This window comes from Serratia sp. 3ACOL1, from assembly GCF_003668775.1.
Classification (GTDB): Bacteria; Pseudomonadota; Gammaproteobacteria; order Enterobacterales; family Enterobacteriaceae; genus Chania; species Chania fonticola.
Window position 1 is genome coordinate 3698653 of the sequence record NZ_CP033055.1, and the last position, 22431, is coordinate 3721083.

Genomic DNA, 22431 nt, shown 5'->3' on the forward strand with positions numbered 1-22431 from the left:
TCAGCCCCAGCGCAGCGCTGGTGTGTTCACCGGTGCATCCCACAGCGATAACAACTCGTCATCCACTTGTAGCAAGGTGATGGAAACCCCCTGCATATCCAATGCGGTGCAGTATGAGCCTACCAGGTTACGCTCGATCACGATCCCGGCTGCGGCGCAACGCTGCGCCAAACGGTGGTAAACCCCATACAGTTCGGAAAGCGGCGTCGCTCCAAGGTTATTGACCAGCGCAATCACCCGGTCGCCCTGCGTCAAAGCTCGTTTGCTCTGGCTCTCTTCACGCCACTCCCCCTGCTGACGATCCCAAACGCGGATCGAGCGCTGGTAATCACCGTGATCGATCAGGGTATGGAACATGTCATCCACCGTTTGATCGAGGGTGGTGAACGTCCGCCGTTCGATCCCCGGTTCGCCGTGGATGCCAACACCAAACTCCATCTCGTTATCCGCCAAAGTAAACGACGGTTTACCTGCCGCAGGCACGGTGCAAGCGCCCAGAGCGATCCCTAGCGAGTGGCCTTGGTTGTTGATTTTGTGCCCCAACGTGACCAATGCGTCCAGATCGTCACCCCGTACTGCTGCCGCGCCGAGCAGTTTTTCCATCAGCACCGTATTGGCAACCCCACGTCGGCCAGCGGTAAATAGGCTGTCTTTCACCGCCACATCATCATCCACCAGCACCGTTGCCACTGGCACGCCGCTGTCATGCAGCAATTCGGTCGCCGTTTCAAAGTTGAGGATGTCACCGGTGTAGTTCTTGATGATCAGCAACACCCCGGCACCGCCGTCAATGGCCTGGCCGCAGTCATACATTTTATCCGGCGTCGGCGAGGTGAAAATCTCCCCTGGGCAAGCACCATCCAGCATTCCCTCGCCCACGAAGCCGCAGTGCATCGGCTCATGGCCGCTACCACCGCCAGACAGGATCGCCACTTTGCCTGGGATCGGCCCCGCCGTGCGGGTCACAAATACCGGATCCTGATGCACCTGCAGTTCCGGGTGAGCAGCAGCCATGCCGAGTAACTGTTCGTTAAGTACCGAATCGACCTGATTGATTAGCTTTTTCACGGTTAATTCCTCTGTAGGGAACAGCGGGCGCGTTAACCGCGCCCGATGATTTATGCTCGTTGCAACCAGGCGCTGCCCAGTTTGTCTGCCGTCAGGATGGCCGCCAGTACACTTTCCGGCGTCACGCTAAACGGCATGTTGTGGATGGTTTCACCCTTGGCACAGCTGGCCTCTGCCACCTTGCCGATTTTTTCTGTCAGTTCACCGGTGACGCCCATTTGTGCCAGGGTGATCGGCAGCCCGACCTGCTGGCAGAAGTTCAGCACCGTTTCAATCTGTGCCATTGGGCTGTTTTGCAGCACCAGTTGCGACAGGGTGCCGAACGCCACTTTTTCCCCGTGATACAGATGATGGCACTCTTCCAGCACGGTAAAACCATTGTGGATGGCATGCGCCGCCGCCAGGCCACTGCTTTCAAAACCAATACCGCTCAGATAGGTGTTGGCTTCGATAATGCGTTCCACCGCTTCGGTGACCACACCAGACTCCGCAGCCAGCTTGGCCTTAACTCCTTCAGCCAACAGCGTTTCATAGCATAGGCGCGCCAGATTGAGCGCCGCCAGCGTAGACTTGCCGCCCGCCATGCTGGTGGCCTGAGCATCGAAGCAGGCCTGAGCTTCAAAATAGGTGGAGAGCGCGTCGCCCATGCCCGCCACCAGCAGGCGAACCGGCGCTTTAGCGATAATCGCGCTGTCCATCACCACCATATTCGGGTTGGCGGGGTAGATCAGGTATTCTTCAAACTCGCCGCTTTCGCTGTAGATCACCGACAACGCGCTGGTAGGCGCATCCGTCGAAGCAATGGTTGGCATCAGAACCACCGGCACATGCTGGTAATAGGCAATCGCCTTGGCGGTATCTAACGTTTTACCGCCACCGATGCCGATCACCCCTTTGCAGCCGTGGCTTTTCAGCTCCTGGCCAAGGCGGTCGATTTCCTTGCGGCAGCATTCGCCATTAAACGTACCAGCGTGATATTTCACCCCATGCTGATGCAGGCTGCCCATCACAGTATCGCCCGCTAATTTCATAACTAAATCGTCGGCGATCACAAAGTAATGATCGGCAAGGGCTTTGGCATATTGGCCAACGGAGGCCAACGCATTGGCTCCCTGGATGTATTTGCTCGGGGATTGAATGATTCTCAACATAACTGACTCCTTGTAGGGACGTTAACCAAATAACGTTCAGATTTCAGATGGTGATATCGACGTATTGTTCTGTTGCTGACTATACGACCTGCCGGCCGCTTGGCGAGTAAGGAAAAAAACGTTACATAATGGAACGTAGCTTCGGGCAAAACGTTCCATTATGTAACGCTTTTGCTGCAGTTATGCGCCGTAAAGCGAACTGGCGCACACCGTAACGTATAAGTGCGTAAAGAGTGGATCCTGCGGGTGTTTCAGCTTTAATTTTGAGCATCTTTCCCCTATCCTATCGACCACTACTGGGCAAGGGCGAATACAGCCCGCATGATGGGATAAATATCGATGAAACGGACCAAAAACATCAACAAAGACACCTTCCGCAAATCCTGGCGCAGCTACCGTGTTGCCCCCGTGGCTTTGGCGATCAGCGCAGTGTTTATGCTGGCCGGCTGCGAACAGGCGGATGAGACGGTTTCCCTGTATAAAAATGCCGACGATTGTTCAACCTCCAACCCGTCGATGAGCGAGCAGTGCACCACCGCGTATAACAACGCGCTGAAAGAAGCGGAAAAAACCGCGCCTAAATACGCCACTCGTGAAGACTGCGTAGCCGAATTCGGCGAAGCACAATGTACTCAGGCTCCAGCACAGGCTGGCATGGCCGCAGAATCACAAAGCAGTGGCAGCATGTGGATGCCGCTGATGGCGGGCTACATGATGGGCCGCATGATGGGTGGCGGGGGCTACGCTCAACAGCCGCTGTTTTCCTCTAAAAACGCCGCCAGTCCGGCAAACGGCAAGTTTGTTGACGCCAGCGGTAAAAGCTATGGCCCGGCAACCGCAGGCGGCCGCTCCATGACGGTACCTAAAACCGCAATGGCCCCTAAACCCGCGGTGACCAATACCGTTACCCGTGGTGGTTTCGGTGAGTCCGTGGCCAAACAGACCAGCATGCAACGCAGCAGCGCCACCTCCAGCAGCTCACGCAGCATGGGCGGTTAAGACATGAAACGCGTTGCGATTAGCGAGCGCCCAGACTGGCGCGAAAAAGCCACCGAATTTGGTTTCGCCTTTCACACCATGTACGGCGAACCCTACTGGTGTGAAGATGCCTATTACCAATTCACATTGGCGCAGATCGAAGAGATTGAAGATGCCACCGCCGAACTGCACCAAATGTGCCTGAAGGTGGTTGATAAGGTGGTCAACAGCGATCAACTGATGACCAAATTCTGCATCCCCAAGCACACCTGGGAATTCGTTCGCAGCTCCTGGCGCACTAATCAGCCTTCGCTGTATTCACGCCTCGATCTGGCCTATGACGGCATCAATCCGCCCAAGCTATTGGAAAATAACGCCGATACGCCAACCTCACTGTATGAGGCAGCATTCTTCCAATGGCTGTGGCTGGAAGATCAGATCAACGCCGGCAAGCTGGATCCCACCGCCGACCAGTACAACAGCCTGCAAGAAAAACTGATCGAACGTTTCGCCGATCTGCAAGCCAACCACGGCTTTAGCCTGCTGCATCTGGCCTGCTGCCAAGACAGCGAGGAAGATCGCGGTACGGTGCAATATCTGCAAGATTGCGCGCTGGAAGCGGGCCTGCCGACCGAATTCCTGTTTATGGAAGAGATTGGCCTGGGCGAGAAAGGCCAGTTCACCGATCTGCAAAATCAGGTTATCAGTAACCTGTTCAAGCTCTATCCGTGGGAATTTATGCTGCGCGAGATGTTCTCCACCAAGCTGGAAGACGCTGGCGTACGCTGGCTGGAACCGGCCTGGAAGAGCATTATCTCCAACAAGGCTCTGCTGCCGCTGTTGTGGGAAATGTTCCCGGATCATCCAAACCTGCTGCCAGCCTACTTTGCCGAGGACGATCATCCGCAGATGGATCATTACGTCACCAAGCCGCTGTTCTCACGCGAGGGTGCCAACATCCAGATCGTCCAGAACGGTCAGGAAGTAGCGCGCGTAGATGGGCCATACGGCGAAGAAGGCATGATTGTGCAGCAGTTCCATCAGTTGCCACAGTTTGAAGGCAGCTATACGCTGATCGGCAGCTGGCTGGTCAACGATCAGCCTTGCGGCATCGGCCTGCGTGAAGATCGCGAGTTGATCACCCAGGATCTGTCACGCTTCTACCCGCATATTATTCTTGGTTAATCCGTAGGGTCGAACCTATTCGACCGTAGAGGCGCGAATTTTTCGCGCCTTTTTTATTGGTCTCCGCTGGTGATTAATCGATTAACCTCATATACTCAAAGCGTCTGTTCTCCTCGGGCGGAGCTACCAGATATGAAGCTGACTTCCCTTATCCCGCCGCAGGTAAACCTGCATGATGGGCGCTTTACTGCACCTGATGTACAACATAAATCCACGACCCTGGGCAACCTCGCGGGGATATTTGCCGATCGTCACGCCTGGCAGGAGATGCCAGCAGAGTTTGCCGTCTACAGCGTAGAGATGCTGCCTTCTCCCTCGCAGGAAGGTGAGCTGTTTGTTGGTACTACGCACCTGCAGGCGGGCAAGGTGGGTAACGAGTTCTTTATGACCCGTGGGCACTTCCACCAGCGCCGTGAACAGGCCGAGTTCTACTTCGGGCTGCGCGGTAAGGGCTTGCTCTTGCTGCAACATCAGGACGGTGACTGCATCCTTGAGCAAGTGTTTGCTGGCAGCGTCCACCATATTCCCTCCTTCACCGCCCACCGCCTGATTAACATCGGCGATGAGGTGCTCTCGGCGCTAGCGGTCTGGCCAACGGTGGCCGGGCATGATTACAGTGCCTTACAGCCGCAGGGCTTCAAACTACGGGTGTTCGCCGACGGCGCAAGTTGGAAAGCGGAGGCCCAATATGAGTGACTCCATGCTGCCGTATGGGTTGGACGTGCGCGTTACCCGCGAGCCGATGGGTTTTGGCTATGGGGATGAGGTGATAGGTCCGTTGCCAGAGATCCGCACGTTGGATCAAATCCGCCCTTCGCTACGCGACCCCGACTGTGATGGCCCAAAGCAGGTATACGCCATCGTGATGGACGTGGCCAAGCAGCAACATCTGGCGGAGTTAAAAAAGCGCATGTTGTTGTTTGGCATCGTGACCTATGCCAAAGGCCAACTGGGGCGTGAACCGATACGCAGCCAAGGGCATATTCACCGCATCAGCGAGCACAGCGGCTGGTCCCCGCCGGAACTGTACGAAATTTGGCAGGGTAAAGCGATCATCTATATGCAGGAACGGGTCGAGCGGGACCCTGGCCGCTGCTTTGCCGTCCATGCCGGGCCTGGGGAAAAAGTGCTGGTGCCACCGGGTTGGGCACATGCCACCATTTCCGCCGATCCCCATCAGCCGCTAACCTTTGCCGCCTGGTGCGATCGCGAATACGGCTTTGAGTATGAGGCGGTACGGGCCTACAAAGGGCTGGCATGGTATCCATTATTGCAGGGCGATAACATCGTCTGGCAGCAAAACCCGCATTATCAATCCGGCAGGTTGCACGCCATCGGGCCACGGCATTACGCCGAGTTTGGTCTGAGCGATGAGCCGCTCTATGCGCAATTTGAGGCGGACCCGGCACGCTTCCAGTTTATTTCCAAGCCGGGCAGCGTAGCGGAACAATGGCAGAGATTTGAACCTTGATGGAAGACGGGCGCAACCAAAGGTTGTGCCCGATATTGCAGAGGGATCAGGAAAACAGACCGCAGGCGACTCCGGCAGCGGCCAACACCAGCAGGCCCAGCATCGCCTTCACCGGTGAAAGCCCGCGCTTAGCCATCAGATACCAGGTAGCCAGCACTACGATCAGCGGCATCAGGTTAGGGAAAATACCATCCAGCATGTGTTGCAGCTGAATGTTCACCCCATCCTTGGTGATAAACTCCAGCCCGGTCCCCAGCTTGACGTAGCTGGCGGCCACGCCGCCCATGACAAACACCCCCAGCAGGGAAAGCGCTTCACGCAGGCGTGAGGATTTGCTGCTGACCAGCATCTCCACCGAGCCTGACCCCATGTTATAACCCTTCATAAACAGCCAGTAAGAGCCAGGGATAACGATCAGGCTGAAGGCAATAATGTAAAACAGCGGCCCAATCACGCTGCCACCGGCGGCCAGCGCCATGCCGATACTCAGCAGGATGGGAATCAACATCCCCGGCAACATGGAATCGCCGATCCCGGCCACAGGCCCCATAAGGCCCACTTTCAAGGTGTTGATGGTTTCACCATCGATCGGTTCCCCGTTGGCCCGCTTCTCTTCCAGCCCGATCACCATACCGTTGACGATCGCGCCCAGCTGCGGTTCGGTATTATAAAATGAGGTATGGCGGCGAATGGCTTCAATACGTTGCTGCTTGTCCTGATACAGCTTTTTCAGCGCCGGCATCATGCTCAGGCAAAAACCATAAGACTCCAGGCGCTCAAAGCTCATCGAGGACAGGTTATACATCATCCAGGCGCGCCAGCAGCGGCGCAGATCCTGTTTATTCAGTTTGGGTGTTGGCGTTTCCATCAGAATTCATCCTCATCATCGGCCTGTGGCCCAGCCTGCGCGCTGGCAACCTGCGGCTCCGGCTTATAGTTGTAGTGGATCAGCGCTAACAGCGCGCCAACAATCACCAGCGCCACCATATTCAGCTTGAGGAACACGATGCAGATAAACCCCACCAGGAAGTAAATCAGCATGCTGTAGTTTTTAATGATCTGCTTGAGAAGAATGGCAATCCCCACCGCGGGCAGAATGCCACCGACCACGTTCATGGTGGTTAGCACCAGCGCGGGCAGGCTGTCCATAAAGGCGTTGATGTAGCGCGCCCCGAAGAACACCGCGATAAAGGTCGGCACAAAACGCAGCAGGAAGTTGGTCACCTGCGGCCAAATGGCGCTGTTAAGATAGATCCCCCGCTCATCTCCCTGCTCTACCGCCACATCCGCACGGTGGTTCCAATAGGAGTTGAGCACCATCATGGCGTTGAACAGCACGGTGCCCATGATGCCGATAGTCGCCGCCAGTGCGACCGCCACCTCCGGCCCCTTGCCGGAAAGTATCCCCAGAGCGATCGCCGGGAAGGCGACAAAGTTGAGATCGGCCGGCATCGATCCTCCTGGTGTTACCATGGCGATATACACCGCCTGAACCGCAACACCGATGATGATACCGGTCTGTACATCGCCGAGGATCGCCCCCACCAGCATACCGGAGACCAACGGGCGGCTGAGAATATACCAGCCTCCGGTCAGCCCCAGCAGCCAAGGGCTACTCAGCGCGCCGAGATAGCAGAGTATCCCGATAAGCGTCGCTTCAAACCACATAGTTAACTCCTGTCAGTCAGACCTGTTTGAGTTTCTTTTTGGCATCTAGCCAGCTGAAATGGCTGGCGTCGGGTACCAGACGGAATTCGATCGCATGGCCACGTTCACTGAGAAAATCGAAGGCAGCGCTCTCTTCGTGATTTACCGACTGGTTCGGACCAATGGTCACGGTCTGTGCCCGTGCCGACATCGGCCCAACGTTGATCTTCTGGTTACGGTTGTTTAAATCGATACCGGCTTCCAACAGCCTGCGCAGCGTGACCGGCGATTTACCGATCACGAAGTATTGCTTGTCGCTGGCAATCACCTTCGGCAGCTTTTCTATCGCCTGTGCCACGGTGAACAACCACACCTTGGTGTCCTGTACCGCTCCTTTCATCACCGATGACAGCAGCGGATCTGCCGCTACCTCATCGTCGATCGCCACAATCCCGTCGCAGGGCAGCTCCTTCGCCCAACGGGTAACCAGCTGGCCGTGGATCACCCGATCGTCGATACGTACAAATGAAATCGCCATGATTTTTCCTCAGAAATCGTCCGGTTGTGCTGCTTGCGCCGGGCGGGCAACCACAATGGTTTCGCCCCCCTGCGCCACCAACTCTTGTGCGGCATGCTGCACATCCACGCCCTCCAGCAAGTCGGCACTCATCAACAGCATGGGGAAGTTCACCCCGGTCACCACCGCTATTGGCACGGCGTTATTCGGGTCAAACGCATGGCGACAGGCCACGTTATAGGGGGTGCCACACAGCAAATCGCACAGTACCAACACACCATCGGCACCGGAGCTAACCCGCTGCAGTTCGGTGGCAAAATCTTGCTTGAAAGCCTCAATACCACCGGTTTCATCGAGGCTGACATAACTGGTGTGTGGCAACTCGCCATAAACCATGCTGGCGCTGGTCATCAGAGCCTCAGCCAGTGGGCCATGCGAGATCACAATCACTTTCAACATCGGTTTATCCCCTTACCCAGGCTTTGATGGTGGCGAGGGTTTTGCCCTGGCTGCTGCCATAAGGGCTGATACGATAAGATCCCACCGCCGCCGGGACGATAAAGGTTTCCGCATAATGCACCACAAACGGGGCGAATCGGCCCTCAGGGCTCTCGACCACGGCCTCTTCCCCTTCGATCAGATTCAGCACGTTCACCCGCCCTTCGGTATGGTGCAACACCGGTTCACTGAACCAATGGCGACGAGTTTCAATAAATTCACGCTCATGCAGGCCGGTGCGCTCTTCCCGCCAGCCCGGCCCTTCGGCCACCGGCTCGATACGGTTTACCAGGTGCTCCTGCACCCAGGCTGTGTCACGCTGCCAGTCGATCACCTGCTCGCCATGCTCCAGATGCACCGGGCGCGGTAAACCATCCAGCCCCAGGCGACCCCAGTCCCAAAGTTTAAAGGTGAAGATATAAGGCGTGGCACTGATTTCCAGCACCATTGCCCCATCGCCAGAGCAATGCACCGTTCCCGCCGGGATCAGGAAGTGATCGTGTTTGTTGGCCGGGAACTGGTTAACAAACCTCTCATCATCAAAGGCTTTTTCGCCCCGCTGAGCAGCAGCCAGATCGGCCATCATAGCCTGTGGGTCGGTGCCGGTTTTCACGCCCAGATAAACCTTGGTTTCCGGCTCCGCCGCCAGAATGTAGTAACTTTCATCCTGGGTGTAATGCATGCCGAAATGCTGCTGGATATATTCGGTAATCGGGTGCACCTGGAAGCTGAGGTTTTGCCCGCCGACGGTATCCAGGAAATCAAAACGGATCGGGAATTCAGCGCCGAACCGGGCATGTACTCGTTCACCCAACAGAGGGCGAGGATACAGCAGCACCAAATCCTGTGAGGGGATCTCGACCCGGACGTCACCAAACCGCATTAGCAGGCTGTTTTCCTCGGGCACGCAGTCAAAACACCATGCATAGTTGGCTGCCGCCGGGTCGAGATCGAACTGTTGCTTCATCCATTGACCGCCCCATACACCGGGGTCAAAGAACGGGACTACGCGAAACGGTTGCTGAGTGGCCTGTTGCAACCCGGCGTGGAACGCGGTACCGGCTACCAGCTTGGGTGAACCGGCCTGATTGGTATCCAGTACAAAGTTGGCTCGTTGCAACAAGGGGGTTTTATGACGATCGAAGACCCGCCATTCCACAAAAAACGCGCGCTTATAGCGGCGCAGTACGTCTTCATTCAGGTTGGCAACGCCCCAGTTGCCCAACTCGCCCCGGCGAAAACGTTGTTGTATCTCCCAACGGGCCAGATCGGCATAGACCAATACATCCCCTGCGGCGATGAGTGCCGCCCCTGGCCCATACACCACCACCAAGCCGCTTTCGACAGCCGCGATTTCCGCACGCTGCTGCTGCACGGCCTCATCGGCAAAAAACTCCGGCATTTCGTGGCAGGACAACACGCCAAAGACCCGGTCATCTGTCAGATTACGCTCGATCATCGCGTGGATATGGCTTTCATCATATTTGGCCTGCTCTGCGTTCAGCGCCAGAGCGGGTAGCAAAGGATCGATCAGCTGTGACTTGAGTTCCCCCAGATCCACACCATGATAGCAATCCACTACCAGCACGGTTTTCGCCAATCCTTGCGCAGCGATATGGCTGCTGATGGCCTGCACCACGGCTGGCCAACCTTGCCAAGCTGCGCGGTCAAACCCCTGCACCACCAGTTCCGGGTATTTGTCATAGTTTGCTTTACGATGTTGCTCGGACATGATCTTTTGCCTATGCGCTGAAAACATAATAAAAGATTAATCGATTAACCCAATCTTAAACAGCGTGGTTAACGGGATTAACCTCAAAAAACGGCGATAAAGCGGACTAAAACCCAAATTATTGCGATGGGCATCACAAATTATTTTCATCAATTGCCAGAATAAGGTTAATCGTTATACCTTAATGGCAGATCCCGCCTGCAAACAGGATATGAAATGAGCACCATCACGCTGGCCGACGTCGCCGCCCAAGCCAAAGTCTCCACCGCCACGGTTTCCATGGTATTGCGTAATCGTGGTCGCATCTCGGATGAAACCCGCAAGCGCGTACTGAGCGCCATCGATGAGCTAGGCTACGTCTATAACCAGACCGCGGCTAACCTGCGCAATCGCAGCAGTAATCAGGTCGGCCTGCTGCTACACGACATCACCAACCCGTTTTATGCGGAAATGACCGCCGGGCTGAGCCAGGAGATGGAGCGCCACCAGCTCATGCTGTTTTTGGCTAACAGCGAAGAGTCTGCCCCCAGACAGCAAAAATTTGTCGACTCGCTGTTGCAGAACAATGCCAGTGGCATGGTGCTGTGCTCCGCACGCCAAACGCCACCACTGTTTTTTGAAACACTCAAACGCCGCAAGATCCCGGCCATTATGGTGGTTCGCCCGGTTGCAGACGCTCATTTTGACTTTGTCGGTACCGATAACTTTTTGGGCACTCAGCTAGCCACGCAGCACCTGCTGGATCTGGGCCATCGGCATATCGCCTTTATTGGTGGTTCGGTCAGTTCCACCTCGCGCGCGCAACGCCTGGGTGGCTATACCAGCAAGCTGTTGGAAAGGGGTATTCAGGTCAACGGGGAATGGATTGTTTGCAGTGAGGCTAGCCAAAGCTCCGGAGCTAAAACCGCAGAGCAACTGTTTACGGCGTACCCGGAGATCACCGCCGCATTATGCTATCAGGACATCGTGGCGCTGGGTGTTATGCAGACTTTACGCAAACTTGGCCGCCAGGTAGGCCGCGACTTTGCGCTGATTGGCTTTGACGATATTACCGAGGCTTCCCTGGTACAGCCGGGGCTGACCACGGTATCCGTCGCCTCACGCGAGATTGGCCGCAAGGCCGGGGAACTGTTGTATAGCCGCATTCAGGGTAACGATGAACCGCCAAAGCGCATCATTCTGCCGCCTTCGCTGGTGATCCGTGAGTCCTGCGGTTACGGGGGGTAATAGGGTTTTTGTAGAGCTTCAGCAAGCGTTTCGAATATTGCGATTTTCGATTATTTCGAATATATTGTATTTCGTGCTATAGAAATCAGAGAGACATGCCATTATGACCAGTGCAACTTTTTCCAAAATCAACTTGCCTGGTGTGCAAGAAAAAGAGATTGCCCAAAAAGGTTATCGAGATTTATCGGCGATGTTGGCAACAAAACTAGATATTCGCCACTTCTCGATCAGAGACGATGAGCAAAATGAACACTCTATTGAGGTTCCACCTTCTGCGGTGAAAATGCTCGTTGAGATACTAGGAGAACTAGCAAACGGGAACGCTGTTCAGGTTGTGCCCGTTCATGCGGAATTGACTACCCAAGAAGCCGCCAATTTACTTAATGTATCCAGGCCGCATGTTGTGAAAATGCTAGAAGAAGGCAAAATCGAATTCCATAAAACAGGGCGTCATCGCCGCATACGCTTTGCAGACCTTATGGCCTACAAAGAGCAGCGAGACATCGAAGCTGCTGCAGCAATGGATGAACTGACTCGTCTTTCACAGGATATGGATATCTATTAATGACGCATTCGCCTTACCCAGCATTGCTTGACGCTTGTGTGCTTTACCCAGCAAGACTGCGAGACCTGTTGATGCATTTAGGCCTAAGAGGTCTTTATCAGCCCAAATGGACAGCGCAAATCCACGACGAGTGGAAGCGTAATCTACTGGTTAATCGGCGAGATTTGCAGGCCGAGCAGTTGGATCGCGTTCATGCTCTAATGGATAAGGCAATGCCGGATGCGAATGTGATAGGCCACGAACAATTGGTAGACAGCATTAGGTTACCTGACCAAGACGATCGCCATGTTCTGGCAGCTGCAATAATTGCAAACGCTGAGGTCATCGTCACTTATAACCTTAAAGACTTTCCGGTAGATTATTTATCGACTTTTGGTATCGAAGCCATACATCCTGACGACTTCGTGTCAGACCTTATTGATCTTAACCATGCGTTAGCACTCGAGGCGGTGACCAATCTAAGGCAAGCACTGAAGAATCCCCCCATGACAGCGGATAGTTTTCTAGCTTCACTCGCTCAAATTGAGATGGCAAAAACGGTTAAGGCATTGGAAGACTACAAGTTCATACTATAAGAAGCCCCGCAAAGGGGCTTCTATATCAACCAATCTGCACCGAAAGCATGCTCAGCGCGGCCATTTCGATCCCATCGATCGGTACCGAGATCGGCTCTTTACCATCCCAGCCGCCCAATACATACAGCAACGGCAGATAATGCTCTGGCGTCGGATTCGACAACGCTGCACCTTCATGCTGCATAAAATTCACCAGCGGGTGATGTTCGCCCTGATAATCCAGGTTATCACGTACGTACTGGTTGAATGACTCCGCCCAAGGATACGGGCTGGTGTCACCCTGCCATTTCACCATGCGCAGGTTATGCACCACGTTGCCGCTGGCCACGATCATTATCCCACGATCGCGCAGCGCCGCCAGCTTACGGCCCAGCTCAAAATGGTATTCCGCTGGCTGAGTCCCATCGATGCTCAGTTGCACCACCGGGATATCGGCTTGCGGGTACATCTTGATCAGCACGCCCCAACTGCCGTGATCCAAACCCCATTCACTGGTATCGGCAATCACCTGCGCCGGGGCCAACAGGCTTTGCAGCTCTGCCGCCAGCTCTGGTGAACCCGGTGCCGGATACTGCGTATCAAACAGCGCCTGCGGGAAGCCGCCAAAATCGTGAATGGTTTTTGGATGTTCCATCGCCGTTACTGCCGTCCCACGAGTGTACCAGTGGGCAGACACAGCAACGATCGCCTTTGGCCGTGGCAATTGCTCACCCAACGCACGCCAGGCCTGGGTATAGCGGTTTTCTTCCAGCACGTTCATCGGGCTTCCGTGACCAAGAAAGAGTGCAGGCATACGAGAGGTGGTCATAAAATATCCTTGGTTAGCATGACAAGTGTTCTGCTGACTACATTACGCTGTTTGCCCTACCAAGGCAGCCGGATAACCCTGATGGTGATCTTCAAGAAATTTGAATGGCTGGAGCGATTGAAACCATCAGCCAAATCCACTCGATTTATGCTTTGGCTCTGTTAGTATCAGAAACTGATAAATATTATTGGCATACAAGGAGAATGCATGTCTGTACCGCTGATCCTGACCTTGTTAGCCGGGGGCGCTACCTTTGTCGGTGCCCTGCTCGGCATTATTGGCCAGAAGCCCTCCAACCGCCTGCTGGCGTTTGCGCTCGGCTTTGCCGCAGGGATTATGCTGTTGATCTCGCTGATGGAAATGCTGCCCGCTGCGCTGCACACCGTCGGCATGTCACCCATGCTTGGCTACGGCATGTTTATGCTCGGGCTGTTAGGTTACTTTGCGCTGGATCGCATGCTGCCACACCAGCACCCGCAAGACCTGGTGCAAAAGCCCATCAAGCCCCATAACCTGAAACGCACCGCCATGCTGCTGACGCTCGGCATCAGCCTGCACAACTTCCCGGAAGGGATTGCCACCTTTGTCACCGCCAGCGCCGATCTGGAACTGGGGATGGGCATTGCGCTCGCGGTCGCCATCCACAATATTCCAGAAGGGTTGGCAGTCGCCGGGCCGGTGTATGCAGCAACCGGCTCCAAAACTAAAGCGCTACTGTGGTCCGGGATCTCCGGGATGGCAGAAATTCTGGGTGGCGTACTGGCCTTCCTGGTGCTCGGCCCGATGGTTTCACCGGTGGTGATGGCGTCGATTATGGCTGCGGTAGCCGGGATTATGGTGGCGCTGTCGGTAGATGAATTGATGCCCTTGGCCAAAGAGATCGACCCACACAATAACCCAAGCTATGGCGTGCTGTGCGGCATGGCGGTGATGGGGTTTAGCCTGACGCTGTTGCAAAGCGGTGGCATCGGCTAAAGAATTTTAAGCACAAAAAAAGCCGCTTCATAAGCGGCTTTTTCATTTTAGTCAGCGACTTAGCTGGCTTTCTTTTCGTGCGACTGGCGGTAAGCCACCAGATCTTCGATAGTCAGCACCACCATGTCATGCTGCTTGGCAAAGGTGATCACTTCCGGCGCATGCGCCATGCTGCCGTCATCGTTAGTCAGCTCGCACAGCACGCCAGCGGGTTTGAAACCGGCCATTGAGACCAGATCGATGGTCGCTTCGGTGTGGCCACGGCGGTTCAATACGCCACCAGGCTGAGCACGCAGTGGGAACACGTGGCCAGGGCGGTTCAAATCGCTTGGCTTGGCACCGTCTGCAATGGCCGCACGGATGGTCGTCAGGCGATCGCCAGCCGATACGCCAGTGGTCACGCCCTGCGCCGCTTCAATCGTTACGGTAAAGGCGGTCTGGAACTGGCTGGAGTTGTTGGTGACCATCATCGGCAGCTCAAGCTGCTGGCGACGATCTTCAGTGATACATAGGCAAACAATGCCGCTACCGTGACGAATGGTCAGTGCCATCTGCTCAACGGTCATGGTTTCTGCGGCGAAGATCATATCACCTTCGTTTTCACGGTTTTCATCATCAAGCACCATTACACCGCGCCCGTTGCGCAGTGCATCAAGAGCGCGTTCAACGCGTTCTTCCGGCGTGCCGAAATCTGAAAGTAGAGTCTGATTCATGGTAAAAAACCTCATTAAAATTATGGATTACCAGAACCAGGGCGATCTTGAGGAGTGGCTATGCCAATAGCCAAAAAAATAACGCAAGCGGGGCATACGCCCGACAGGTGTCGTTACTCTCTCCCATCCGGACTATAACCGTCGGCCCCGGAATTACACCGGATCTGCTGACCTCTAACCCACTCCTGAGAGATAGGTTGAGCGCTCGCGGGCTTTCACCGTGAATGGTGATTTACCGCCGGTGGGGACTTGCACCCCGCCCTGAGAATAAGCATCTCGACTATAACCCCATCGCTTTAGTGTTTCAAGCCATCCGGTCGCGTAATGAGGGATCGCGCAGCAAACACGGTAATGGTTTATCCAGCGAGCAACTCGCATTACACTAAGGCTGTGTCCCTCAATTGACCGTGGCGCCGTCGCAGACACAAAAGCCCGTAATCAAGGCGAAGGGTGCAGGGCCTAGTGGGTCTAAGTTCAAACCCGACAACGCAGAGTACGGGCTTTTGGGGCGCGACCCTTCGGGCTGGGGCCATTTGAACGCGTATCTGCGTTTCTCCCCGCTTATTTGGGCCCACCAAACTGCACGGCTCGTGCCTTGCCACGCGTCCAAATGACCTCCAGCGGCGCTCACGTGCAATTGAGGGACACAGCCTAAATCCAGCCACCAAATATCAGAAAGGGAAACGCCATGATTGACCCGAAAAAAATTGAACAGATCGCACGCCAGGTCCAAGAGTCGATGCCTAAAGGCGTACGTGAATTCGGGGAAGACGTTGAGAAAAAAATCCGTCAGGTGCTGCAAGCGCAGTTGACCCGTCTGGATCTGGTTAACCGCGAAGAATTTGACGTGCAGACTCAAGTCCTGCTGCGCACCCGTGAAAAGCTGGCATTGCTGGAACAGCGTCTGACCGAGCTGGAAGGCAAGCTGAACACCGCGCCGGTAGCCAAGCCAGCAGACGAATAAGTTGTTGTACGGGGCGCATCAATGCGCCCTTATTACTTGGAGACCACCGCCTGCGTTTTACGCGGCAGCACCAGCCAGATCAGCACCAACATCGCCAACGCATACAGGCTTTTCCAGCCGATAATCACCAGCAATAACAAGCACAACGCGGAGCCAACGATCGCCATCAACCGCGAACGCCCCTGCAAGATCCGCCAACCCGCCAACATACACAGCAGATAAATCAGCACGAAAATGCCATTGGCGTATACCAGCAGCGTATCCAGCGGCAGCTTCAGGGTATAGATCAGCAAAGTGAACAGCAGGCAGCAACCGACCACCGCGCTCAATGCATTGACCGGCACCTGGCCCGCAGAGAGTTTGGCTAAGCCGCTAGCAGGCTTTTCCTGGGCCTGAGACCAGACCAGGCGGGCAAAGCTCTGGGTGTAGATATTCACGCTGGCAAAACAGGCCAGATAGCCGATGATGCAGGCAATCCACAGCGCATGTTCGCCAAACAGTTGCACCACGATCCCCGGCAATGAAGCGGCCGCCGCCTGATGTTCGCCGTAAGCATGGAAGTGCAGCACCGCTACGGTACAGCCCCAATAGACCGCTCCCGCCACCAACAACCCGAGCATTAACGCACGTGGAAAGTCCCGCTCTGGATGGCGAAACTCGGTCGCCAGATGAGCAAATGCCTCCAGCCCGACAAAGCACCAGAACATCACCGCCAACGCGTGGAACATATTAGGAGGAGAAATATCGCTGACCGCTGGCCATGGGATTTGGGATGGAGTAATACCGCCTTGCCACCAGATAGCCCCCACCAGAGCGATCACCAGAAGGGCAATCAAGGTCTGAATATTGGCACTGGAACCGGCGCTGCGTGTGCCAAGCAGCCAAATCACCACTAGCGTGACTATTTGCACCAGCAACAGGCCGTTGGCATCCCAACCAAAGGTGGCCTGCCAAAACCCTGCAGCGATTTGTAATGCGGCGGGCAAGCCCACGGGGATCACAGAGAGGAACAGCCAAGCGGTTACCTTTGCCATGCGTGGCCCAAAGGCCAGGCCGACAAAATGCGCGGCACCACCGGCGCTGGGAAAATGGCGGCCCAACGCCGCAAAAGCGATGGCGATCGGGAATACCAGCACAATCAGTATTGGCCAGGCCCACAGGCTATCGCCGCCCGCCACCTGTGCCGCCAATGCCGGAACGGCAAAGACCCCGGTGCCCAGCAGTGAAGTGGACAATAGCCCAACGCCCTGCGCTAAACTCAGCTCCTGCTTAAGTCCACTCACTGCAAACCACCCTGTTTACCCGTCGTCTTTCAAGCTGCAGCGTTGTTACCTGCGCTTACCCACCCCAGTCACTTACAAAAGTAAGCTCCTGGGGATGGGTAAGCTTGTCGCCGCTGTGCTGTACAGGGATGTACAAATGCCGCGAGTGCAGGGATGCACTGAGAGCGGCCAGCTTGAAATCCATAGGGTATAGATATACAGATAAAGTTAACCGCGCCCATCCTTGATGGCCTTGATGATGTTAGTGGTGGATAACCCATCTTCAAAGTTCAGTACCCGCACATCGCCACCGTTGGCCCAGACCTCGGCACTGCCGGCAATTTCATGCGGTTGGTAGTCGCCGCCCTTCACCAGTAAATCTGGCAGAACTTCGGCGATCAGGCGTTGCGGCGTATCTTCTTCAAACGGCACTACCCAGTCCACGGCACCCAGCGCGCCCAATACCACCATACGGTTTTCCAACAGGTTAACCGGGCGGGTTTCCCCTTTCAGGCGTTTGGTTGACGCATCGCTGTTCACTGCAACAATCAGGCGATCGCCCAATTTACGCGCATTCGCCAGGTACGAGACATGGCCTGCGTGCAGAATGTCGAAGATGCCGTTGGTCATCACCACTTTCTCGCCGCGTTGGCGCGCCTGCGCTACCGCTTTTTTCAGCTCGGCCTCGGTCATTACACCAAACCCGGTTTCGGCGCGGCCACGAATGGCGTTTTCCAGTTCGACTGGCGAGACGGTCGAGGTGCCCAACTTACCCACTACCACACCAGCGGCGGCGTTGGCCAGGAAGCATGACTCTTCCAGCGTATTACCCGCAGCCAGGGCGGCAGCCAGTACACCGATCACCGTATCACCGGCCCCGGTCACGTCGAACACTTCCTGCGCCTGAGTTGGCAGATGCAACGGCTCACGGCCCGGTTGCAGCAACGTCATCCCCTGCTCGGAACGGGTGATCAGCAATGCAGACAGTTCAAAGTCCGCCACCAGCTTCATCCCACGCGCCACCAGCTCTTCTTCGCTTTGGCAATGACCGACTACGGCTTCAAATTCGGACAGGTTTGGTGTCAGCAGCGTGGCGCCACGGTAACGTTCAAAATCGGTGCCTTTCGGGTCGATCAGTACCGGAACCTTCGCAGCGCGTGCCAGCGCGATCATGCCCTGCACCTTGCTCAACGCGCCCTTGGCGTAATCCGACAGCACCAGTGCGCCAATCTGCGGTAATGCCTGCTGGATACGTTCCATGATCGGCTGCGGATCGACGTTGGAGAAACCTTCCTCGAAGTCCAGGCGGATCAACTGTTGGTTACGGGAAAGTACACGCAGCTTGGTGATGGTTGGGTGCGTAGGCACCGAGACAAAGTCACAACGCACGTTAACTTCGTTGAGTTTGGCGCTCAGCGCACGCGCCGCGTCGTCGATCCCCGTCAAGCCCACCAGGCGTGAATTAGCACCCAACGAGGCGATGTTCATCGCGACGTTAGCCGCACCACCGGGACGCTCTTCGATGGTTTCAACCTTGACCACCGGCACCGGCGCTTCCGGTGAAATACGGCTGGTCGGCCCATACCAATAGCGATCCAACATGACGTCACCAACCACCAACACACCGGCGCGGCGAAAATCAGGTAGTGTAACTTTCATCCGATAACTCCAAACAAGTCATAAAAATAAATTCGGCAGATATTAGCATAATAGCCTGCAATACCCGTAAAAACTGCCAACCAGCGCAATGCTTCAGCAAACGATACGTCTCCCTCACCCCAACCCTCTCCCCAAGGAGAGGGAGCTGGTACGGAGTTGCTGTCAGGTACCGGGGTCTATCTTTGACACGTTAAATCCGCCCTCCCTGATGGAGCTACAGCCAAATGACAGAGCCAAGTTGTGGCATGGACGATCCCCTCTCCCCAAGGCTGTCTCTTATACACATCTCAAGTTGCGGTCAAATGGCCGTAATTTGAGAAACATAGCAGGCTGATTTTAAAGAGAATTTTTCCGAGTGCCCTATTGATTTGCTTGAAATAATTCCCATAAAAAACAGTAAGATGCCGAGTTGTGTATAAGAGACAGCTCCCCAAGGAGAGGGAGCTGATAGCCACTGCTCATTTGGCACTAAAGCGATAACCTCAACAAACTCGATCGCCTCCTAAGCCAGGGTGAGTCACTATAATTTCAAACCACACTCGATCGGTCCCCTCTCCCTGTGGGAGAGGGTTAGGGTGAGGGAACACATATGCCTCCCTCAGCCCAGCCATTTGCTCCAACTGACACGCACCTGCTCACGCTCGGCAGCAAACAGTTCGCTGCTGACTTTGCTGGAGTGCTCCTGCAACGCCAGATGGTGGATCTCATCACGCATGGTGACATAGGCCTGGGTCAACGCCCGGGCCTCGTCTTCCGGCATGATGTCGTAATTGGCCATTAGCTCAAAAATACGCACGTTATCCGACCAACGCGTCAGGCGCGGCTCGCCCGCGGCATAACCTAAGACCAGGTATTGGGCAATAAATTCGATATCGGTGATCCCGCCTTCGTCCGCTTTGATATCAAACAGATCGCGCTGTTTGCTGCCCAGATGGTTGCGCATTTTCTCGCGCATTTCACGCACCTCCTGCTGCAGCTTATTCACTTCACGCGGTTTGCACAAAATTTCGCGGCGGATCGCATCGAACTGCTGATGCAGCGCCGGATCGCCATACACAATGCGCGCCCGCACCAGGGCCTGATGCTCCCAGGTCCAGGCTTCGTTACGCTGATAATCGGCAAAGGCTTCGACGGTGCTGACCAACATCCCGGCAGCACCGGAAGGACGCAGACGGGCATCCACCTCATAGAGAATGCCGGAAGAGGTGCGGGTGCTGAACAGATGCATCACCCGCTGTGCCAGACGCAGATAGAACTGGCGTCCATCGATGCAGCGATCGCCATCCGTCATTACGTCTGGTGGACAATCCAGCAGGAACACCAGGTCGAGATCCGAGCTGTAACCTAGCTCCCAGCCCCCCAGCTTCCCGTAGCCGATCACCGCGAACCCTAACCCCTCCCGCTCATGCAGATGGGTTGGTTGGCCGTAGCGCGCGACCATGTCTTTCCACGCCTGCTGCACCACCGCATCAATGATCGCCTCGGCCAGATAGGTTAAGTGATCGCTCACTTTCATCACCGGCAGCGCCTCGGCGATATCCGCAGCGGCAATGCGCAAGTGCTGTGCCTGTTTGAACTGCCGCAACGCTTCCAACTGCTGTTCTTCATCGTCTTCCAGCACCCGCAGGCGATATTGGCGCAGTTCGCTGCGATAGGCATCCGGGGCCACCGGTTGGTACAGCGTGGCCGGATCCAACAGCTCGTCGAGCAACAGCGGGTAACGCGCCAGTTGGCTGGCCACCATCGGAGATGCAGCACAAAGGCGGATCAGGTGGCTGAGCGCGGCATGGTATTCCACCAGCAGCTCAAGGTAGGTAGTTCGAGTCACGATGCTGAGCAACAGCTGGGTAAGTCGCGTCAGAGCCGTGGCCGCGTCCACGCGCGAACACACTTCGGCCAGCAAGCGTGGCATCAGTTGATCCAGCACGTCACGGCCACGCGGGCCAATGGTACGTTTGTCCACGTCGTGGCGGAAGTCGGCGATGGATCGCAACATCTGCCGCCGCGCTTCTTCGTCCAGATGGGGCGTCAGTGGCGCTAGCTCGTTCTCGTCCAGCGCATCCTGCCACAGGCTGTGATAATGCTGGTAGTTCGGATCTTCGCCTACGTCTGGGCTATCGTCGCCGATCAGGTCATCAAATACCGCACGGACCTGGCGCATATGCTCTTCCAGCACCGCCATCAACGACGGCCAGTCTGGCTGATCCATTCCCCAGGCCAGGCGCGCCTGATCCAGCTCGTCCTGCGGTAAGGTTTGCGTCTGCTGGTCGGCAATCGCCTGCAACAGATTCTCCAGACGCCGCAGGAAGAGATAACCGTCACTCAGCTCAGCGACCTGCTGCGCAGTCAACAACCCCAGTTCACCAACCGCCTGCAACGTCGGCAGCAATGAGCGCCCCTGCAAACTGGGCTCACGCCCGCCACGGATCAGTTGGAACACTTGGGTGATAAATTCGATTTCGCGGATGCCACCGGCACCCAGCTTGATGTTGTCCTTCAGCCCCCGCCGCCGCACTTCGCGGGCAATCATGCCCTTCATATTACGCAGCGACTGGATCACGCTGAAATCGATATAGCGACGGAACACGAATGGCCGCAATGTCTTACGCAGCTCCTGGCTGTAGGCATCTTCATGCCCTCCCATCAGGCGCGCCTTGACCATCGCATAACGTTCCCAATCGCGCCCCTGCTCCTGGTAATAATCTTCCAGCGCTGCGAAGCTCATCACCAGCGGGCCGCTATCGCCAAACGGCCGCAGACGCATATCGACGCGGTAGACAAAGCCGTCGATGGTTTGCTGATCCAACGCTTTGATCAGCCGTTGCCCCAGGCGGGTAAAGAATTGGGCATTATCCAGCTCACGCCGCCCGCCTTGGGTGTGGCCGTTTTCCGGATAGGCAAAGATCAGATCAATATCAGAGGAGAAATTCAGTTCGCCACCGCCGAGTTTGCCCATACCCAGGATCAGCAAAGGCTGTGGCACGCCATCGGCATTGCAAGGCGTGCCCCACTCACGGCAACAGGTTTGATAGAGCCAGTCACGAGCGCTGACGATCAGCGTTTCTGCCAGGGCACTCAGCTGCTGTAGCGTTTCTTGCGTGGTGCATAGCTGCTGAGCCTGCGCCCAGGCAATGCGCACCAGGCTCTCACGGCGGAACAGACGGAGCACACGCATTAACTGCGCTTCGTCCTGCACCTCTTCAAGCTCATCCTGCAACCAGGCGGCATAGTGCTGCCACTCATCGGCCACCGGCTGCTGCTGGCGTAACGTTACCAACCATTCAGGATGGCCGAGCAACATGTCGCTGACAAAATCACTCGAGGCCAGAACGCTTTGTTCTGCGGCGCTGAGTATCAACTCCGCGCCCTGAGTTTCCTGAAATCGCTGCACGATGTTCTGTGCCTGAAGCTGTAACGCAGCAGAGAGTGGCAACAT

21 protein-coding genes and 1 riboswitch are annotated in these 22431 nt (G+C 55.8%); of the genes, 9 read left to right on the top strand and 12 right to left on the bottom strand.

Annotation, left to right across the window (positions count from 1 at the left end; genetic code table 11):
* On the bottom strand, positions 1-1068 hold the full coding sequence (gene dhaK / locus D9980_RS16605) for a dihydroxyacetone kinase subunit DhaK (protein WP_098929766.1): 1068 nt from the start codon (positions 1066-1068) through the stop codon (positions 1-3).
* A 50-nt stretch (positions 1069-1118) separates the two neighbouring features.
* Positions 1119-2219: a glycerol dehydrogenase gene (locus D9980_RS16610; protein ID WP_121607884.1), complete on the bottom strand. Its 1101-nt coding sequence runs from the start codon at positions 2217-2219 to the stop codon at positions 1119-1121.
* A gap of 339 nt (positions 2220-2558) precedes the next feature.
* On the opposite strand from D9980_RS16610, the gene D9980_RS16615 reads away from it, so the two are divergent.
* From D9980_RS16615 to D9980_RS16630, 4 genes are all read left to right on the top strand, one after another.
* Positions 2559-3218, top strand: a complete 660-nt coding sequence (locus tag D9980_RS16615) for a DUF1190 family protein (RefSeq protein ID WP_024483036.1) — start codon at positions 2559-2561, stop codon at positions 3216-3218.
* 3 nt (positions 3219-3221) lie between these two features.
* Positions 3222-4382: a glutathionylspermidine synthase family protein gene (locus D9980_RS16620; protein ID WP_121607885.1), complete on the top strand. Its 1161-nt coding sequence runs from the start codon at positions 3222-3224 to the stop codon at positions 4380-4382.
* A 132-nt stretch (positions 4383-4514) separates the two neighbouring features.
* Positions 4515-5078, top strand: a complete 564-nt coding sequence (locus tag D9980_RS16625; protein WP_121607886.1) for a glucose-6-phosphate isomerase family protein — start codon at positions 4515-4517, stop codon at positions 5076-5078.
* Positions 5071-5853 carry a glucose-6-phosphate isomerase family protein gene (locus tag D9980_RS16630; RefSeq protein ID WP_121607887.1) on the top strand — a complete coding sequence of 261 codons (783 nt, stop codon included), beginning with the start codon at positions 5071-5073 and terminating at the stop codon, positions 5851-5853. The genes D9980_RS16625 and D9980_RS16630 overlap by 8 nt, the downstream gene beginning before the upstream one ends.
* A gap of 46 nt (positions 5854-5899) precedes the next feature.
* Here the strand turns inward: D9980_RS16630 and D9980_RS16635 are convergent, their stop codons facing one another.
* Genes D9980_RS16635 through D9980_RS16655 form a run of 5 tightly spaced genes read right to left on the bottom strand, consistent with a single transcriptional unit; the run spans position 5900 to position 10247 of the window.
* The gene (locus D9980_RS16635; protein ID WP_024483040.1) at positions 5900-6721 is read right to left on the bottom strand and encodes a PTS system mannose/fructose/sorbose family transporter subunit IID; all 822 of its coding nucleotides are present in this window, start codon (positions 6719-6721) and stop codon (positions 5900-5902) included.
* A complete protein-coding gene (locus D9980_RS16640) occupies positions 6721-7521 on the bottom strand; it encodes a PTS sugar transporter subunit IIC (RefSeq protein WP_024483041.1) in 801 nt (266 codons plus the stop codon). The genes D9980_RS16635 and D9980_RS16640 overlap by 1 nt, the downstream gene beginning before the upstream one ends.
* Before the next feature lie 16 nt (positions 7522-7537).
* Complete coding sequence (locus tag D9980_RS16645) at positions 7538-8038, bottom strand: PTS sugar transporter subunit IIB (RefSeq protein ID WP_024483042.1); 501 nt, start codon at positions 8036-8038, stop codon at positions 7538-7540.
* A gap of 9 nt (positions 8039-8047) precedes the next feature.
* Positions 8048-8476: a PTS sugar transporter subunit IIA gene (locus D9980_RS16650; protein ID WP_024483043.1), complete on the bottom strand. Its 429-nt coding sequence runs from the start codon at positions 8474-8476 to the stop codon at positions 8048-8050.
* 4 nt (positions 8477-8480) lie between these two features.
* The gene (locus D9980_RS16655; protein ID WP_121607888.1) at positions 8481-10247 is read right to left on the bottom strand and encodes a class I mannose-6-phosphate isomerase; all 1767 of its coding nucleotides are present in this window, start codon (positions 10245-10247) and stop codon (positions 8481-8483) included.
* Between the two features lie 216 nt (positions 10248-10463).
* On the opposite strand from D9980_RS16655, the gene D9980_RS16660 reads away from it, so the two are divergent.
* The 3 genes from D9980_RS16660 to D9980_RS16670 all read left to right on the top strand — a co-directional run bounded on the left by D9980_RS16660 (position 10464) and on the right by D9980_RS16670 (position 12614).
* Complete coding sequence (locus tag D9980_RS16660; protein WP_059201845.1) at positions 10464-11474, top strand: LacI family DNA-binding transcriptional regulator; 1011 nt, start codon at positions 10464-10466, stop codon at positions 11472-11474.
* Between the two features lie 103 nt (positions 11475-11577).
* A complete protein-coding gene (locus D9980_RS16665) occupies positions 11578-12039 on the top strand; it encodes a helix-turn-helix domain-containing protein (protein ID WP_024483048.1) in 462 nt (153 codons plus the stop codon).
* Positions 12039-12614 carry a PIN domain-containing protein gene (locus D9980_RS16670; RefSeq protein WP_121607889.1) on the top strand — a complete coding sequence of 192 codons (576 nt, stop codon included), beginning with the start codon at positions 12039-12041 and terminating at the stop codon, positions 12612-12614. Before D9980_RS16665 ends, D9980_RS16670 begins: the two co-directional genes overlap by 1 nt.
* Before the next feature lie 25 nt (positions 12615-12639).
* Here D9980_RS16670 and ygiD read toward each other — a convergent pair whose 3' ends face one another.
* Positions 12640-13422 carry a 4,5-DOPA dioxygenase extradiol gene (ygiD, locus tag D9980_RS16675; protein ID WP_024483049.1) on the bottom strand — a complete coding sequence of 261 codons (783 nt, stop codon included), beginning with the start codon at positions 13420-13422 and terminating at the stop codon, positions 12640-12642.
* Positions 13423-13629: 207 nt separating this feature from the next.
* Here ygiD and zupT point away from each other — a divergent pair, with 207 nt between their 5' ends.
* On the top strand, positions 13630-14397 hold the full coding sequence (gene zupT, locus D9980_RS16680) for a zinc transporter ZupT (protein ID WP_021806868.1): 768 nt from the start codon (positions 13630-13632) through the stop codon (positions 14395-14397).
* A gap of 59 nt (positions 14398-14456) precedes the next feature.
* Here the strand turns inward: zupT and ribB are convergent, their stop codons facing one another.
* Complete coding sequence (gene ribB, locus D9980_RS16685) at positions 14457-15110, bottom strand: 3,4-dihydroxy-2-butanone-4-phosphate synthase (RefSeq protein WP_024483050.1); 654 nt, start codon at positions 15108-15110, stop codon at positions 14457-14459.
* Positions 15111-15221: 111 nt separating this feature from the next.
* Positions 15222-15383: riboswitch (FMN riboswitch) on the bottom strand.
* 415 nt (positions 15384-15798) lie between these two features.
* On the opposite strand from ribB, the gene D9980_RS16695 reads away from it, so the two are divergent.
* The gene (locus D9980_RS16695; protein ID WP_024528278.1) at positions 15799-16074 is read left to right on the top strand and encodes an accessory factor UbiK family protein; all 276 of its coding nucleotides are present in this window, start codon (positions 15799-15801) and stop codon (positions 16072-16074) included.
* 32 nt (positions 16075-16106) lie between these two features.
* Here D9980_RS16695 and yjeH read toward each other — a convergent pair whose 3' ends face one another.
* The 3 genes from yjeH to glnE form a co-directional block, all read right to left on the bottom strand.
* A complete protein-coding gene (yjeH, locus tag D9980_RS16700) occupies positions 16107-17357 on the bottom strand; it encodes an L-methionine/branched-chain amino acid transporter (protein WP_121607891.1) in 1251 nt (416 codons plus the stop codon).
* 207 nt (positions 17358-17564) lie between these two features.
* Positions 17565-18995, bottom strand: coding sequence for a bifunctional D-glycero-beta-D-manno-heptose-7-phosphate kinase/D-glycero-beta-D-manno-heptose 1-phosphate adenylyltransferase HldE (hldE, locus tag D9980_RS16705; protein WP_024483053.1), 1431 nt, complete (start codon positions 18993-18995; stop codon positions 17565-17567).
* 598 nt (positions 18996-19593) lie between these two features.
* A complete protein-coding gene (glnE, locus tag D9980_RS16710; protein ID WP_121607892.1) occupies positions 19594-22431 on the bottom strand; it encodes a bifunctional [glutamate--ammonia ligase]-adenylyl-L-tyrosine phosphorylase/[glutamate--ammonia-ligase] adenylyltransferase in 2838 nt (945 codons plus the stop codon).